The organism is Alkalibacterium sp. MB6 (assembly GCF_009935905.1).
In the GTDB taxonomy this organism is placed as follows: Bacteria; Bacillota; Bacilli; order Lactobacillales; family Carnobacteriaceae_A; genus Alkalibacterium.
On the sequence record NZ_PREX01000002.1, the window covers coordinates 80,452 to 94,995 of the forward strand.

A 14,544-nucleotide genomic window follows, 5' to 3' on the forward strand; every position below is an offset into this window, starting at 1 on the left:
CAAATCTACTTGATTAAAATCGCTTCGTCACTCATACTATTTGAGAGAGATAAAGTAATTAAGATAAGGATGATGCATCTATGTTTTTTTCATTTATTCGAGGACTCATTCGAATACTCATATATATACTTAATGGTAAACCAGAATACCAAGGCTTAGAAAACTTACCGAAAGACGACAACTATGTATTAGTTGCTCCTCACCGTTCTTGGCTTGATCCGGTGTATTTAGTCCTTGCCACTTCACCTAAGCAGTTTAGTTTCATGGCTAAGAAAGAGTTATTTAAGAATCCACTCCTGAGATGGCTGATTACTCACTTGAATGCCTTTCCTGTCGATAGACAAAAACCTGGTCCTAGTGCCATTAAAACACCTGTCAAAATTCTTAAGGAGACCGATCGTGGTGTCGGAATATTTCCAACTGGTACACGCCACTCGTCTGAATTAAAAGGTGGCGTAGTGACGATTGCCAAATTAAGTCAAAAGCCAGTCGTTCCTGCAGTTTACTATGGTCCGTTAACTTTTGGTGATTTAATCAAGCGTAAAAAAGCGATTGTTAGAATTGGCAAACCATTTATGGTGGAACGAAAAGTTGAAGGCGTCAAAGACGTCAATGCTTACTACTCTAACCGCATTCAGGAATCATTTGAAACTCTCGATAAAGAATTGAGTCAACAAACCTAAACTGAAAAGGCATGGTAGAAAATGATTGATTTTTCTTCTGTGATTTTTTATTGATTTTGTCCATTTTTCCGGTTAGTTAGCTTTTTGACTGACTAAATGGAAGAATACTCGCGTATTATTCCATTTACGTTCACTTTTTCATGAGTAATCGGAGTAATACTCCACTATTATTCACATTACTTCAGCGTTTTAAAGACTAACTGGAAAAATACAGCTTTATTATTCTAGTTACTCTAGAAATTGTTTGTCAAATTAGAACTATTAAACTGTTTGAATTTAATAATTTATATCAAAAAAACCCCTTCATGACTTTTTAGGTCACGAAGGAGTTTTTTCTTATGCTTGTTGCAATCCTAAGTTTTGAAGTTCATACATGTCTTTGTAGAGTCCGCCACGTTCGATTAATTCGTCGTGGGTTCCTCTTTCGACAATGCGTCCTTTATCCAGAACCAATATTTGGTCAGCATCTCTAATCGTTGAGAGCCTGTGCGCAATAGCGACGGTTGTTCGCCCTTTTCTCATGCGCTGTAGGCCTTCTTGGATGAGTGATTCTGTTTCTGTATCAATATTGGCAGTCGCTTCATCCAATATTAAGATTTTCGGATCTCTGACTATTGTACTGGCAAAAGAGATTAATTGCTTTTGACCACTTGAGAAGCTTGCTCCTCTTTCCACAACTTTCGCATCATACTGGCCATCCAATTGTTCGATGAAGGAATCAGCCTGAACGAAACGTGCGGCTTCAACAATTTCTCTATCCGTTATCGATGGATTCATCAAGCGGATGTTGTCTTTAATCGTTCCATAAAAGAGGAAGGAATCTTGCAAGACTAACCCGGTACGCTGGCGCAATTCTCTAATAGGGAATGACTTGATTGACTTCCCATCAATCAGAACTTCCCCTTTGTCGAAGTCATAAAAGCGCATCAACACGTTAATGATGGACGATTTACCACTTCCTGTGTGACCGACTAAAGCGACCGTTTCTCCAGGGTTAACTTTAAAGGAAATGTTTTTCAGTACTTCATTCTCACCGTCATAAGAGAAGGATACATCTTTAAACTCCACTTTTCCTTCGGTAATGACCGAATCAGGATTGTCCTCTTGTGCCGGCACGTATTCTTCGTTATCCATAACCGTTAAAATACGGCTGGATGATACGACACCATCTTGGAATAAACTCAAACTATCCATTAGACGTGTTAAGGGTCTGAAAAAGTCGTTCGCATAAGAAGTAAAGGCGAAAATGACACCAACTTCTACTGGGCTACTTAATGCATCATAACCGAATAAGGCAAGAATTAAAACAACAGCTAAAGTATATAAAAAGTTAATAACCGGACTTAATAGTAAGGCATTAATTTTGACCACTGAAAAGCGTGAGTCATAATAAGACTGGTTTGTCTCTTTGAACTCTTTTTGCAGACGCTTTTCTTGCCTGAACTGTTGAATGACGGCCATACCGTTAATCGTTTCTGCTAATTTACTATTTAGCATACTTAATTTGGATTTCATTTCGTTGTAATTTTTTGAACTGTAAACTTGATAGAAACGAACAATGACTAAAAGGATGGGCGCGAACAGTAAAATCCACAACGTCACTCTCACATCTAGTAAGAACATGGCTCCAAGAGAAATCGCCACACCTAGAACCCCTTGAATCAACGTTAAGAAGACGTGCCAAAAGTCTTTCATTGCCTCTGTGTCATTGGTTGCACGGGTAATAATCCACCCTGTTGCTGTTTTATCAAAAAAGCGCATGCCTAAACTGTGCAATTTAGTATAAAGTGCGTTCCTAATATGTTGAACTGTCTTTTCTGAGGCCATATTAAACAAATACAGTTCACAGTACCAGACGACCATCCGTACAAGAGTTACTCCAAAGTGTATAAAGGCAAAGAGGAGAACGATTCGTAAAGTAGCCGTACCTGTCGCTAAGTGGTCATCAATAAAGACTTGAATGATTCTCGGTAAAATCGCATTTGTCACAGCAAGAGCCAAACTGAAGCCAATAGCAACCATAAATTGCTTTTTGAAAGGAGAAGCGTAACTAAGAATGCGTTTGAGGATCGTCATTTGTTCCTTGAAAGGAATCGATCGTCTATCTTTTAATTCTTGCTGTTCCATTACTGATCCTCCCCTTCAATTTTACGTTCCAGTTGCTGCTGTTGATACATGTCTTTATACCATCCATCAACCTCAAGTAATTGATCATGTGTCCCACGTTCAACGATGGTTCCATCATCAACGACGATAATTTCTTCAGCATGCATAACTGAACTGATTCGGTGGGCGGCGATAATTGTAGTTTGTCCTTGTCTAACTCTCTTCAAGCCAGAAAGAATAATCTCTTCCGTTTTCGCATCAACCGCAGATAGTGAATCATCTAGTATCATGAGTTCCGGATTAATTAAAACCGCTCGAGCAATCGAGATCCGTTGTTTTTGTCCACCGGATAAGGATACCCCTCGCTCACCGACTTCCGTATCGTAGCCATTTGGTAAATCAACTATATCATCATGGATATTAGCTAATTTTGCTGCGGCTTCTACCGCAGATTGCGATAAGGTTGGATCAGCAAAGCGTATGTTTTCTCGAATCGTATTTGAAAACAGATAGTTATCTTGAGGGACATAACCAATATGCTTTAATAAAGCATCCAGTGTGTAATCTCTAATGTCATAGCCACCATAAGTAATCTGTCCTTTGTAATGATCATGTTCTCGAAGGAGCAGTTTAAGAATACTTGTCTTTCCTGCCCCCGTTCTTCCTACAATCCCGAGCGTTCCACCTGCTGGTAAGGTAAAGTGGATATCTTTCAGCGTTTCGGCATCTGCATCTGCATCGGGGTAGTTGAATGAATCAATAGCAAAAGTAAGGTTGCCTGAAATGGGTTTTTCTACTGCCCCTTGTCTTTCAATGATGCTGGTTTCTTCTCTCAAAAGATTTTCGATACGGTCGTAACTGGCAGACCCTCTTTCAATAATATTGAATAGTCGTCCAATAGCGAACATTGGCCACACCAACATGCCAATATAGTTTATAAAGGTAACAAAATCACCAATGGTTATTTCGTTACCCATAATGAGTAGTCCACCAATAAAAATTGTTAAAAAGTAAGACATGCCCATAATGAACGTGATAGCCGGATCGAATAAAGAATCAATTTTATAGACATCTTTGTTCTTTTCGACCACTCGATCCGTTTGAACATCGAAGTCTTCTATATCTTCTTTTTCTTGTCCAAAGGTTTTGATGACTTTAATCCCTTGAATACTTTCTTGAACTTTATCATTCAATTGAGAGAATGCTGCCTGAGCGTCTCTAAATCTTAAATGTAACTTTTTCCCTAATACTCTTGAGGCAATTGCTAATAGCGGTAATGGAATGACAGCAATGAGTGTCAATCTCCAGTCAACAACGAAAATCATGGCGACTAAAGTGGTTAACCCTACGCTGATTGCATCAGCCAACGTTAATATTCCTCCACCAGCTACCATTCTTAACCCACGCAAGTCATTCGTCGCGTGAGCCATTAAATCCCCCGTACGGTATTTTTGGAAGAAATTGCTGTCCATGTTTGTAAAGTGATTATATAATTGCTCTCTTACAATAGCTTCTAATTTAGCCGCGTTTCCCCAAATTTTTACGCGCCATAAATAGCGTAGCAAGTACTGACCCAAAGCCGTAGACGCTAAAATAGTTAGCCAATAGACTAAGGAGCTTTGTGTGATTTCGTTCATACCAATTTCATCTACAACTATCCCGATAATTCTTGGTGGAATTAGCTGAAGTATGGCTACTATAACTAAAGAAAGAATCCCTAATAAATAAGATTTTTTCTCTTGTTTAAAAAACCAGCTCAACCGTTTAAATATTCCCATTATTTTTATCCCCTATTGTTTTTATACTGTAAATCGATGTGACAACTTGTCATATTGAAAATAAGATTTAACGGACAGGTTGTGCTGTCCGTTACCTATTGTTTGTTATTTCTTTTTCTTTGTTTTTGCCGATTTTTGTTGTGTTTTCATTTGTGCCATCATCTGATTAATTTTTCTCTCAGATGGTTTTTGACCCATTTGTAACATCATCATGCGCAACATGTTTTCATCAATGGGTGGATTTTTTTCAAAATAATCCATCATATACTTTCTTGAGATGAAAAATCCTCCAACTAAACCTACGATTAACGCAACGATTATGAGTAATACCGCAACTACTGTGCTCATTAAATTCACTCCTTTCACTATTTTATCATACCTATTTGGTCAGTTTTTAACCTATTCTGAAATAAAACTGCTCACTGAATTATTCTACACAATAATACTCTAAAAATAAACCTATAAAGAGTTTTTCTCTTTATTATTCTCTTTCTTTTAATATAACGGTTAAAAAAAGCTCTCTTCCTGACGTAAAAAGCCAGAAAGAGAGGTTTTTCGTTAATGGTAAAAGGAATGCGTCTTATAGTGAACGGAATGTGTTAACGACGTTGTCAGTATTGAAACCATACTTATCAACAACGACTTCGCCTTTACCGCTGGCACCGAATTGATCAATACCAATGACTGCACCTTCTGTACCCGTGTATTTGTGCCATCCAAATGTTGATCCCATTTCAATTGCTACACGTTTCTTAACAGATTTAGGTAAGACAGATTCTTTGTACTCATCAGATTGAAGTTCAAAAAGATCCATACTTGGCATAGATACAACAGAAACGTCGTGTCCTTGCTCTTTTAATGCTTTTTGTGCTTCAACAGCAAGCGATACTTCTGAACCAGTCGCGATTAAAATACCTTCTGGTGTCTCTCCTTCAGATGGAGACAAGACATAAGCACCTTTTTGAACTGTTTGACGAGCATTTTCTTGTGTTCCAGGTAAAACTGGCAAGTTTTGACGAGTCAAGACAAGCATAGTCGGACGGTCTGTTGACGTTAACGCTACTTCCCATGCCGCTGCTACTTCGTTTCCGTCTGCTGGACGTAAAACAGTTAAGTTGTGCATGCCACGGAAGCTAGATAGTTGCTCAACTGGCTCGTGAGTCGGTCCATCTTCTCCTACCGCAATAGAGTCATGAGTCATGACGTAAATAGCAGGGATACGAGATAGAGCAGCTAAACGAACAGCTGGACGCAAGTAGTCAGTAAAGACGAAGAATGTCCCAACGTAAGAACGTGTTCCTCCGTGAAGTAAAATACCATTCAAAGCGGCAGACATAGCAAATTCACGAACACCGTACCAAATGTTACGTCCTGCATATGAATCAGCTTGGAAATCTTGTTCGCCTTTAATCATTGTATTATTTGATCCTGAAAGGTCCGCTGAACCTCCCCAGAAGTTCGGAACGTTTTTAGCAATTGCATTAATGACTTCCCCACTGGTTGCACGAGTCGCTGCACTGCTGTCTTCTACTGAATAGCTTGGTAAATCAGCATCCCAGTTTTCAGGTAAGTCGCCGTTAAGAGCTGATTCAAATTGAGCACCTAATTCAGAGTTGTTGCTCTTATATTGCTCAACCAATTCATTCCACTCTGCTTCAGCTTTTTCACCACGGTCAATCATGTATTCTTTGAAACGTTTTGATACGTCTTCAGGTACGAAGAAATCTTCGCCTTCCCATCCGTACGCTTCTTTAGCAGCTTTTGCACCATCTACTCCAAGAGGCTTACCGTGAACATCTGCTGTTCCTGCGTTCGTTGCACCAAAACCGATAACTGTTTTAATTTCAATGATTGTAGGTTGCTCTGTGTTTTCTTTTGCTTGAGTAATCGCTTTGTCGATTGCTTCTAGGTCATTACCGTCTTCGACAAAAATATGTTCCCAACCATACGCTTCAAAACGCTTACCAACATTTTCAGTAAAGGCTTTAGATGTTGGTCCATCCAGCTGGATATCGTTTGAATCATATAAAAGAACCAGTTTACCAAGCTTTAAGTGTCCAGCTAATGAAGCAGCTTCCTGAGAGACACCTTCTTGCAAATCTCCGTCACCACAAAGAGCGTAAGTATAGTGATCGACTACTGATTGGTCATCAGTGTTATAAACAGCTCCTAAATGAGCTTCAGCCATAGCCATCCCTACAGCGTTTGCAATCCCTTGCCCTAAAGGACCTGTTGTTGCTTCTACACCATCTGTATAGTGAACTTCCGGGTGACCTGGAGTACGGCTTTCAAATTGACGGAACCCCTTCAAGTCGTCGATGGTTACATCGTGTCCTGACAAGTGCAGTAAGCTGTATAACAGCATGGAACCGTGTCCTGCCGACAGAACAAAACGGTCACGGTTGAACCATTTTGAATTCTTTGGGTTAATATTCAAGTGACGTGTCCACAATGTATACGCCATAGGAGCTGCTCCCATTGGTAATCCAGGGTGTCCTGAATTAGCTTGTTCTATTGCATCTATACTTAGTGTACGGATTGTATCTACTGCCATTTGATCTATTTTATCAAACACTAAATCTCAACCTTTCGTTTGTTTAAATTTTAAACTTACTTGTCTATTGTACTATTAATTTAAAGCATTTTCAATAACTTGTGAGAACGGAATCAATTCCTTTGCAAACTACTCACTTGATCTATTGTGTAACCCTTTTTGACGCTGGATTTCTTTCAATTTATCAGGTGTGACGTCAGAACCCTCTTCATCAACAATTTTTAACCCTTCAATTTGATTTCTCATACCCGAACGAAATGCTTTGATGTATTCATCTCGAAGAGCTTGTTGCTCAGCTTTTTCCTCTGTCGTTAAACCTTCGCTTCGTTCTTTTCTCACTAATTCATTAATACGGTCAAGCTTATCTTTTTCTAACATGTTATCCTCCTTGATAGTCACTCTAAACAAAAAAGTCTATTGCATTCCTTATTTATGATACCATTACTGCGCTAAAAGTGGTAGAGATAACGGAAAAAAGACTGATTTAGACGCGTTTATTTTTCGAACATCCGTTTGATTTAGCCATTAACCTGTGATATACTTTTGGTAACAATAGAACAATCGTTCCGTTTTTATTTATTCATTATTTACTATAAAACTGACTCCACTAAAAGCGAGGGAATGCAAATGAGCACAAGAGGCCGTAAAGGTGAAAAACAACAAGAAATTTTAAAATATATTTATGAACAAGTAAAAAAGAAAGGTTACCCACCTACCGTTCGTGAAATTGGGCTGTCAACTGACTTGTCTTCTACATCAACAGTACATGGACATTTGTCAAGACTTGAAAAAAGTGGGTATATTCTTAGAGACCCTTCTAAACCTAGAGCAATTGAATTTACAGAATTAGGTTTGAACAAATTAGGAATTAGCCGTGACGAAGGTAAAATCCCATTACTTGGTGTCGTAACTGCTGGTGAGCCTATATTGGCTATTGAAGAAGCGACAGACTACTTCCCGGTTCCTAATGACTTAGAAGTTGAAAAAGGAAACTTATTCATGCTATCCATTCGTGGTAACAGTATGATTGAGGCAGGTATACTAGATGGCGACCATGTCATTGTTAGAAAACAGGATGCTGCAAACAATGGAGACATTGTGATTGCTATGACAGATGAAGATGAAGCAACCTGTAAACGATTCTACAAAGAAAAAGACCATATTCGGTTACAGCCTGAAAACTCAGCTATGGATCCTATTCTCTTAAATGATGTAACCATCTTAGGTAAAGTTGTTTCTTTGTATCGTAGCCACATTTTTTAAACAATCGTAAACAGCGATAAATCAAAAAGAACATAATCCTTGCAAGGAGGCATCTACTGCCTCACACTGCATTGATTATGTTCTTTATTTTTTCTAGTAATTCATTAATGTAAAGATATCGTAACCTTTAATTTTGTCTCTGCCTTTTAAGTCAGTCAATTCGATAAAGAATGCAGCTCCAACGACTTCCCCGCCTAATTTTTCGACGAGTTCGATTGTTGCAGCAATCGTTCCACCTGTTGCCAACAAATCATCCGTAATTAAAACTTTCTGACCTGGTTTAATGGCATCTTTGTGTAATTGAAGAATGTCACTGCCGTATTCAAGACCATAACTTACCTCGATGGTTTCTCTAGGCAATTTACCTTTTTTACGACAAGGCGCAAAGCCTACTCCCAATTCATTCGCTACTGGACATCCAACAATAAAGCCACGAGCTTCAGGGCCGACGATCATTTCGACGCCTTTTCCTTTAGCGTATTCAACAATTTTATTTGTTGCTTCTCTATAAGCTTCTCCGTCAGCCATCAAAGGTGATATATCTCTGAAAGTGATGCCTTCTTCAGGAAAGTTTGGTACATCAGCAATATACTTCTTAAAATCCATTTCTTTTCCTCCGTCTTCTTAACGCTGCTAATCCTACTTAAATCGTTTTGAGATAGTCGAGTAATTCAACAAAGGAACTGTATACAAGCGTCTCTTCTACTCGTATTTGTTCCAGCCGCTTTTTATATGTGACGGTATCTTCCAAAGGCTTCTTGTCTGGATTAGATACGATACTCAACTCTCCACTCTCTATTGTAACAAATTCATTCTCTAAAAACACCATAATCATGAATTTAACTGTTTCATTATCCGCTTTTAGCAATCGTTTTAGCTCTTGGGCATCCTTAGATAAATGAACGCTTCCTTTTTGATTGATATATTTATACAACTGGCCAAACTGTTCTCTTTTTGGCATGCCTTTGAAGTAATACTCGTGAGGAGCAAAGCTGTAAAGGTAAATGGAACGATCTCTGTAGACTTCATAGGTTTTTTCAAACACATCTAAACGGTCAGGTATGTCTACAATAACGACTGAGTTTTCTTCTCCTATCGAATCTATATGTTGGTCGGGTTCAATCAATTGGTAAGACGACGTCGGATGAATGCCTTCTGCCCATTTGCTTACATTATCTTTTTGAAAGAAAACAAAGTGAGTGTCTGGCATGTCAAAGACAGCTTTATCAACTGTTTTATTTCTGTAATCAAATAAAAGAGGTTCCTTCGCTTTGTAATCGACAGCCATCATCTGGACTTTCCGGTTACCGTTCCATTCATTAATAGATAGATAACCTATGATATCTATCTTAGGTGATGAACTCATGACCTGTTCCCAGTGAGCTGATTGGAAAGCAATCATATTTAATTGTTTATTATCTTTAGTCAGCGTGGATTTTAAATGCGTCTGATCTGCACCGATTTTTTTCACATTCTCTGGATAAACAGACTCTATTTTAAACAATGGTTTGGCATTGTGTTGCCCAAAAGGCTTTAATAAGCTTAATTCATCAATTAAGTCAGTGGTTACTTCTTCCCAGTCTACTCGGGTGTCAATCATGACTCTTTTACTTAGACTAACTGCTTCTAACGATTCACTTGCTACTTTGTTTAATGCTTCTGTGAAGTCTTCTAAGGCGTCTTTTTTCATACTTAAACCGCAAGCCATGTCATGACCGCCAAAATGAACCAAGTGGTCTTTTACTTCTGAGACACACTCATATAAATTAAAGCCTTCGATGCTTCGACCTGATCCTTTAATCGAATCTTGTTTTCCATTAGCTGTTAAAATGATGGTCGGCTTGTGTGTTTTTTCGACCACTTTACTTGCCACTATCCCAAGGACACCTTCATGCCAACTTGGGTCGTATAACACTAAGATGGCTTGACTCTTTTGTTCTTCTATTTTTTTAAAGGCTTCATCGGTAATCTCTTTTACCAACGATTTTCTTTCTTCATTTTTCGATAAGACAACTCGACTTAATTCTTTTGCTTCGCTATCATCAAAGGTCATGAGTAAGTCAACAACTAATCCCGCATCCCCTAATCTACCGACCGCGTTGATTGGCGGCGCTAATTTGAACCCTATAACTTCTTCGTCAATCGAATCAGCCGTTAGAGAAGACGCTGATAATAAAGCGATCAAACCGAGTCTTTGGGTTTGTTTCATTAGCTTTAAACCATAATAAGCGATCGCTCTGTTTTCACCTGTGAGTGAAACCACATCCGCTATAGTCCCAATAGCCGCTAACTCTACTAATTCTTCCGGCATATCTCCAAGTAAAGCAGTCGCCACTTTTAATGCGACACCTGCTCCAGACAAGTCCGGGAAAGTGTACTTGCCCGATGGATGTCTTGGATGAATAATAGCGTAAGCTTCAGGCAAAATGTCTGGGCATTCATGGTGGTCAGTGACAATGACGTCCACTCCAAGTGATTTCGCATGGCTGATGGCGTCGTGACCCGCAACACCATTATCTACTGTAATAATGAGTTCCGTTCCATTAGAAATGATGGCTTCAAAGGCATCACTATTTGGACCGTAACCATCGACGAAACGATTCGGGACATAATAATCGACTGAACCACCGATGGCTTCAATCGCTTCGTACATAATAACTGTACTCGTCACTCCATCTGCGTCATAATCCCCATATATCGTAATGTGCTGTTGCTTTTCAACGGCTTCTTGAATACGTTCGACAACTTTTTCCATTTCAAATAACGAAAATGGGTCTTGAAACTGTTCAACACTTGGTTTAATAAATTGATTAATCTCTTCTGTTGTATGTAAGCCTCTATTCATACAGAGACGAATAAATGTTTTAGAGCGTTTCATTTCTAAAGCTAGTTGTTCAATAATAGATTCTTCAACTGTTTCATCTTGTTCCCAAATTGTTTTTACTTGCACAGTGGACACTCCTTTTATACTCGCATCTTCCATTATAATAAAAAAAGAAGACACAATAAAGGTGTTCCTTTAAAGTATCTCCTCTATTCTTTTTATTTGTGAAGTTAATCCAGTATTTGTACACCTAGACCAATTAACCCTGGTCCAGTATGCACACCTAAAGCAGGACTGACTTGATCAAAGAAAAATTGTTCATAATTAGATAAACGTTCCTTCATAATCGTACGGATGGATTCTGCTTCTTTTAGAGCTGTCTCTCCACCATATGCAATAGCCAAATTATATTTTTTCGATGAACCAGCAAATTGTTGAACTAGATCAATTGTTTTGCTAATTGATTTTGACTGGCCTCTTACTTTAGCAACCGTATGGTAAATACCGTCCTCGTTACAAGTGATAATGGGTTTTAAGTTCATCATGCTGCCTAAAACAGAGGATACTAAACCAATACGTCCACCTTTTTGTAAGTATTCTAGCGTAGGTACATGGAAAAACACTTTCGCTTTTTCAATTCCTGCGGATAACTTAGCTTTTAATGTTTCCCAATCAATATCATTCGCTGCTTGATAAGCTGCTTCAACTACAGAAAATCCAGAGCCTATACCGATATTTTTTGTATCCAGTACGAATATGTCAAGACCTTCGTATTCATCTGCAACCACGCGCACCATATTGTTTGTGCCACTTAGTCCACTGGAAATGGTAATGGCCAATACTTTTTCATAACCTTCTGCTTTGATTTCATCTAACATGCCTTTAATCATCTCGCCATCGGGTAGAGACGTTTTAGGTATCTCTTTTTCCATTCTGCGATAAACTTCATCAGCTGTAATCGTTTCTTTATCGATATATTCCCCGTCTTCAAAAATTATCTTTAAAGGGATTACTTTGACGTTAAATTTATCCTTTACATATTGCGGTACATCGGAACCCGAGTCCGTTAGTATAGCGATTTTTTGTTTGTTCATCTTTTTTCCCCCTGATAGTTAATGTTAAGGATAGCTTAGTTAGTTAAGTCGCTATCATTATCCGTACTGTCTACAGAATAAAGGTCTGTCTCATCATTGGTCACATCATTATTAGCTTTTTCTGAACGGTACTTTTTAGATGATGTCTCTTTATGATTTCGCTTATTTCTGTATTCTCTGACTGTTGAGAATAAGGTGGCGATTAAAGCTCCCACTAAGACTGATACAAAAATAATTAAAATCAATGGCCACTCCACTACGGCGAATCCGAAGTTCAATGGTACTGAGTCGACATTTAAAACTGAAAGCCAGGCGACGAATATTATTAATACAATTGCACCTATCATGCTCCACTGTTTTTTCATTAGTTGCACACCCTTCCGAACTCTTTGTAGGTAAAGCTTACCATATGAATGCGAATATTTCATTTATACTGTATCGATTCAGTCCATTTAATTTCGATATCATTTACTGACTTACTTTAAATTAAAGACCGTTCGGGTTAGAACATCACTTGTATTGGGGAAAAGTGTATGGAGACGATGAGCCATGCTGAGCATTAAGGGCATATTAACTTCCCTTTTATTTGTTCCGATTATTTGAATGGTTTTTTTTGCCACTTTTTCTACTGGTAAGACAAGTGGTTTAATCCGCTTAACGTAATTACCATCAGGATCAAAAGAGTCAAAGAAAGGTGTTTCAACTGGACCAGGATTAATCGTCGTCACCCCTACATTAAAGTCATGTAACTCCAAGCGCAAGGCATTACTAAATCCAAGAACAGCGTGTTTACTTGAAGCGTAGACAGATGAATTGGGAGTAGCAATCTTTCCAGCAATGGATCCGACATTGATAATGTGTCCGGTTCGTCTTTTAGCCATTTTTGACCCTACGAGCTGCGACAAGTGCATCATGCCAAAGACATTCACTTTAAACATCTGCTCGACTTGTGACAGATCGTAATCCAAGAAGTATCCTGTGTGACCGTAACCGGCATTATTGATTAATACATCTATTCTGCCTAGTTTACTAAAGAGGTGGTCAACAGCACGTTTGATATCATCTGGACGTGAAACATCTAAAGGATAAGCAATCACATTAGCTTGATATTGATTAACACAGGTCTCTTTTATTTCAGTTAATTTATCTTTTCTTCTCGCACTAATGATGAGGGTGGCGCCTTTTTCCGCCAATCGATAGGCTAATTCCTCTCCTATCCCGGATGATGCCCCAGTAATCCAAATGATTTTATCTTTTACAGATGTCATTTATACTCCCCTTTTCAGCTAGTGATGGTGATGAAATTTTTATTTTTTTAAAGGAATGTCTACTTCCGTAAAGTCATTCATAATATACGATTCAGAGAAAATGGTTCTTGCTTCTTTTTCTAACTCCTTGCATTCTGCATACAAGTAGCGCGCACTAATATGAGTGAGCAAAAGTTTTTTTGCATTTGCGGCTTTCGCCGTTCTGGCTGCATCTAAATTAGTGGAATGATTGTAGCTCTTCGCTAATTCCTTGTCTGAATCAGTAAAGGTACTTTCATGTACCAAAACGTCTGCATCTTTTGCCAACGCGACACTGTTTGGTGTCGTCAATGTATCTCCAAGGATTGTCAGTATTCGGCCTCTTTGGCGAGGTCCTATAAAATCTTCACCGTTGATCTCTCTGCCGTCTTCAAGGGTAATGGTTTCGCCTTTTTTAAGCTTGCCAAATAAAGGTCCAAAAGGCACACCCATTTCCTTTAATTGATCTGCTTGAAGTTCACCTTCGCGGTCTTTTTCGACTAGTCTAAAACCATAGGAGGCTATGCCGTGACGTAATTTTTTAGTCGTGACGATAAATTGCTGATCCTCAAATAAAACCATATCATCTGAAAATTCCTTAAAGTGGATAGGGTATTTTATATGAGAGTGAGACAGTTTTAACGACGTTAAGACATATTGCTTTATCCCTACTGGCCCATAAATAGTCACCGGACTATCGCCACCCTGAAAGGCACGGCTACTTAAAAGACCCGGCAAGCCAAATATATGGTCTCCGTGCATATGGGTGATAAATATTTTTTCGATTTTTCGTGGTTTCACAGTCGTATTCAGTATTTGATGTTGGGTAGCTTCTCCACAATCAAACAGCCATAAGCTGTTGCGTTCGTCTAAAAGTTTCAATACCATACTTGATACATTTCGATGTTTTGCTGGCACACCCGATCCAGTGCCTAAAAATAACAATTCCATATCAA

At 38.7% G+C, this 14,544-nt stretch carries 13 protein-coding genes; 2 read left to right on the forward strand and 11 right to left on the reverse strand.

The features are described 5' to 3' along the window. Positions 1-80: 80 nt before the first annotated feature. Positions 81-683 (forward strand): lysophospholipid acyltransferase family protein, encoded by a 603-nt coding sequence (locus tag C3945_RS01520; protein ID WP_161877921.1) that lies wholly within the window; start codon positions 81-83, stop codon positions 681-683. A 336-nt stretch (positions 684-1,019) separates the two neighbouring features. Here the strand turns inward: C3945_RS01520 and C3945_RS01525 are convergent, their stop codons facing one another. The 5 genes from C3945_RS01525 to C3945_RS01545 all read right to left on the reverse strand — a co-directional run bounded on the left by C3945_RS01525 (position 1,020) and on the right by C3945_RS01545 (position 7,499). Further along, positions 1,020-2,810: an ABC transporter ATP-binding protein gene (locus tag C3945_RS01525; RefSeq protein ID WP_161877922.1), complete on the reverse strand. Its 1,791-nt coding sequence runs from the start codon at positions 2,808-2,810 to the stop codon at positions 1,020-1,022. After that, complete coding sequence (locus C3945_RS01530) at positions 2,810-4,567, reverse strand: ABC transporter ATP-binding protein (protein ID WP_161877923.1); 1,758 nt, start codon at positions 4,565-4,567, stop codon at positions 2,810-2,812. Before C3945_RS01530 ends, C3945_RS01525 begins: the two co-directional genes overlap by 1 nt. Before the next feature lie 105 nt (positions 4,568-4,672). Continuing rightward, positions 4,673-4,915, reverse strand: a complete 243-nt coding sequence (locus C3945_RS01535) for a YneF family protein (protein ID WP_161877924.1) — start codon at positions 4,913-4,915, stop codon at positions 4,673-4,675. Positions 4,916-5,147: 232 nt separating this feature from the next. Continuing rightward, complete coding sequence (gene tkt, locus C3945_RS01540; protein ID WP_161877925.1) at positions 5,148-7,142, reverse strand: transketolase; 1,995 nt, start codon at positions 7,140-7,142, stop codon at positions 5,148-5,150. A 108-nt stretch (positions 7,143-7,250) separates the two neighbouring features. Next, positions 7,251-7,499, reverse strand: coding sequence for a DUF896 family protein (locus tag C3945_RS01545; protein ID WP_161877926.1), 249 nt, complete (start codon positions 7,497-7,499; stop codon positions 7,251-7,253). Between the two features lie 249 nt (positions 7,500-7,748). On the opposite strand from C3945_RS01545, the gene lexA reads away from it, so the two are divergent. After that, positions 7,749-8,384 carry a transcriptional repressor LexA gene (gene lexA / locus C3945_RS01550; RefSeq protein ID WP_161877927.1) on the forward strand — a complete coding sequence of 212 codons (636 nt, stop codon included), beginning with the start codon at positions 7,749-7,751 and terminating at the stop codon, positions 8,382-8,384. Positions 8,385-8,477: 93 nt separating this feature from the next. On the opposite strand, the gene C3945_RS01555 is transcribed toward lexA, so the two are convergent. The 6 genes from C3945_RS01555 to rnz all read right to left on the reverse strand — a co-directional run bounded on the left by C3945_RS01555 (position 8,478) and on the right by rnz (position 14,539). Then, positions 8,478-8,990: an adenine phosphoribosyltransferase gene (locus C3945_RS01555; protein ID WP_161877928.1), complete on the reverse strand. Its 513-nt coding sequence runs from the start codon at positions 8,988-8,990 to the stop codon at positions 8,478-8,480. A 37-nt stretch (positions 8,991-9,027) separates the two neighbouring features. Then, positions 9,028-11,334, reverse strand: a complete 2,307-nt coding sequence (recJ, locus tag C3945_RS01560) for a single-stranded-DNA-specific exonuclease RecJ (RefSeq protein WP_161877929.1) — start codon at positions 11,332-11,334, stop codon at positions 9,028-9,030. A gap of 104 nt (positions 11,335-11,438) precedes the next feature. Next, complete coding sequence (locus C3945_RS01565; RefSeq protein ID WP_161877930.1) at positions 11,439-12,302, reverse strand: DegV family protein; 864 nt, start codon at positions 12,300-12,302, stop codon at positions 11,439-11,441. A 35-nt stretch (positions 12,303-12,337) separates the two neighbouring features. Beyond that, entirely contained in the window at positions 12,338-12,667 is a 330-nt protein-coding gene (locus C3945_RS01570) for a LapA family protein (RefSeq protein WP_161877931.1), read from the reverse strand. Positions 12,668-12,778: 111 nt separating this feature from the next. After that, positions 12,779-13,570, reverse strand: coding sequence for an SDR family NAD(P)-dependent oxidoreductase (locus C3945_RS01575; protein ID WP_161877932.1), 792 nt, complete (start codon positions 13,568-13,570; stop codon positions 12,779-12,781). A gap of 39 nt (positions 13,571-13,609) precedes the next feature. Next, positions 13,610-14,539, reverse strand: a complete 930-nt coding sequence (rnz, locus tag C3945_RS01580) for a ribonuclease Z (RefSeq protein ID WP_161877933.1) — start codon at positions 14,537-14,539, stop codon at positions 13,610-13,612. Between the last annotated feature and the right edge of the window lie 5 nt (positions 14,540-14,544).

What these genes read in the sequence shown, in the direction of transcription:
- C3945_RS01565 (WP_161877930.1), bottom strand. Translation starts at nt 12,302, where the DNA reads ATGAACAAACAAAAAATCGCTATACTAACGGACTCGGGTTCCGATGTA.
- C3945_RS01570 (WP_161877931.1), bottom strand. Translation starts at nt 12,667, where the DNA reads ATGAAAAAACAGTGGAGCATGATAGGTGCAATTGTATTAATAATATTC.
- rnz (WP_161877933.1), bottom strand. Translation starts at nt 14,539, where the DNA reads ATGGAATTGTTATTTTTAGGCACTGGATCGGGTGTGCCAGCAAAACAT.
- C3945_RS01530 (WP_161877923.1), bottom strand. Translation starts at nt 4,567, where the DNA reads ATGGGAATATTTAAACGGTTGAGCTGGTTTTTTAAACAAGAGAAAAAA.
- C3945_RS01545 (WP_161877926.1), bottom strand. Translation starts at nt 7,499, where the DNA reads ATGTTAGAAAAAGATAAGCTTGACCGTATTAATGAATTAGTGAGAAAA.
- C3945_RS01555 (WP_161877928.1), bottom strand. Translation starts at nt 8,990, where the DNA reads ATGGATTTTAAGAAGTATATTGCTGATGTACCAAACTTTCCTGAAGAA.
- C3945_RS01575 (WP_161877932.1), bottom strand. Translation starts at nt 13,570, where the DNA reads ATGACATCTGTAAAAGATAAAATCATTTGGATTACTGGGGCATCATCC.
- C3945_RS01535 (WP_161877924.1), bottom strand. Translation starts at nt 4,915, where the DNA reads ATGAGCACAGTAGTTGCGGTATTACTCATAATCGTTGCGTTAATCGTA.
- C3945_RS01520 (WP_161877921.1), top strand. Translation starts at nt 81, where the DNA reads ATGTTTTTTTCATTTATTCGAGGACTCATTCGAATACTCATATATATA.
- lexA (WP_161877927.1), top strand. Translation starts at nt 7,749, where the DNA reads ATGAGCACAAGAGGCCGTAAAGGTGAAAAACAACAAGAAATTTTAAAA.
- C3945_RS01525 (WP_161877922.1), bottom strand. Translation starts at nt 2,810, where the DNA reads ATGGAACAGCAAGAATTAAAAGATAGACGATCGATTCCTTTCAAGGAA.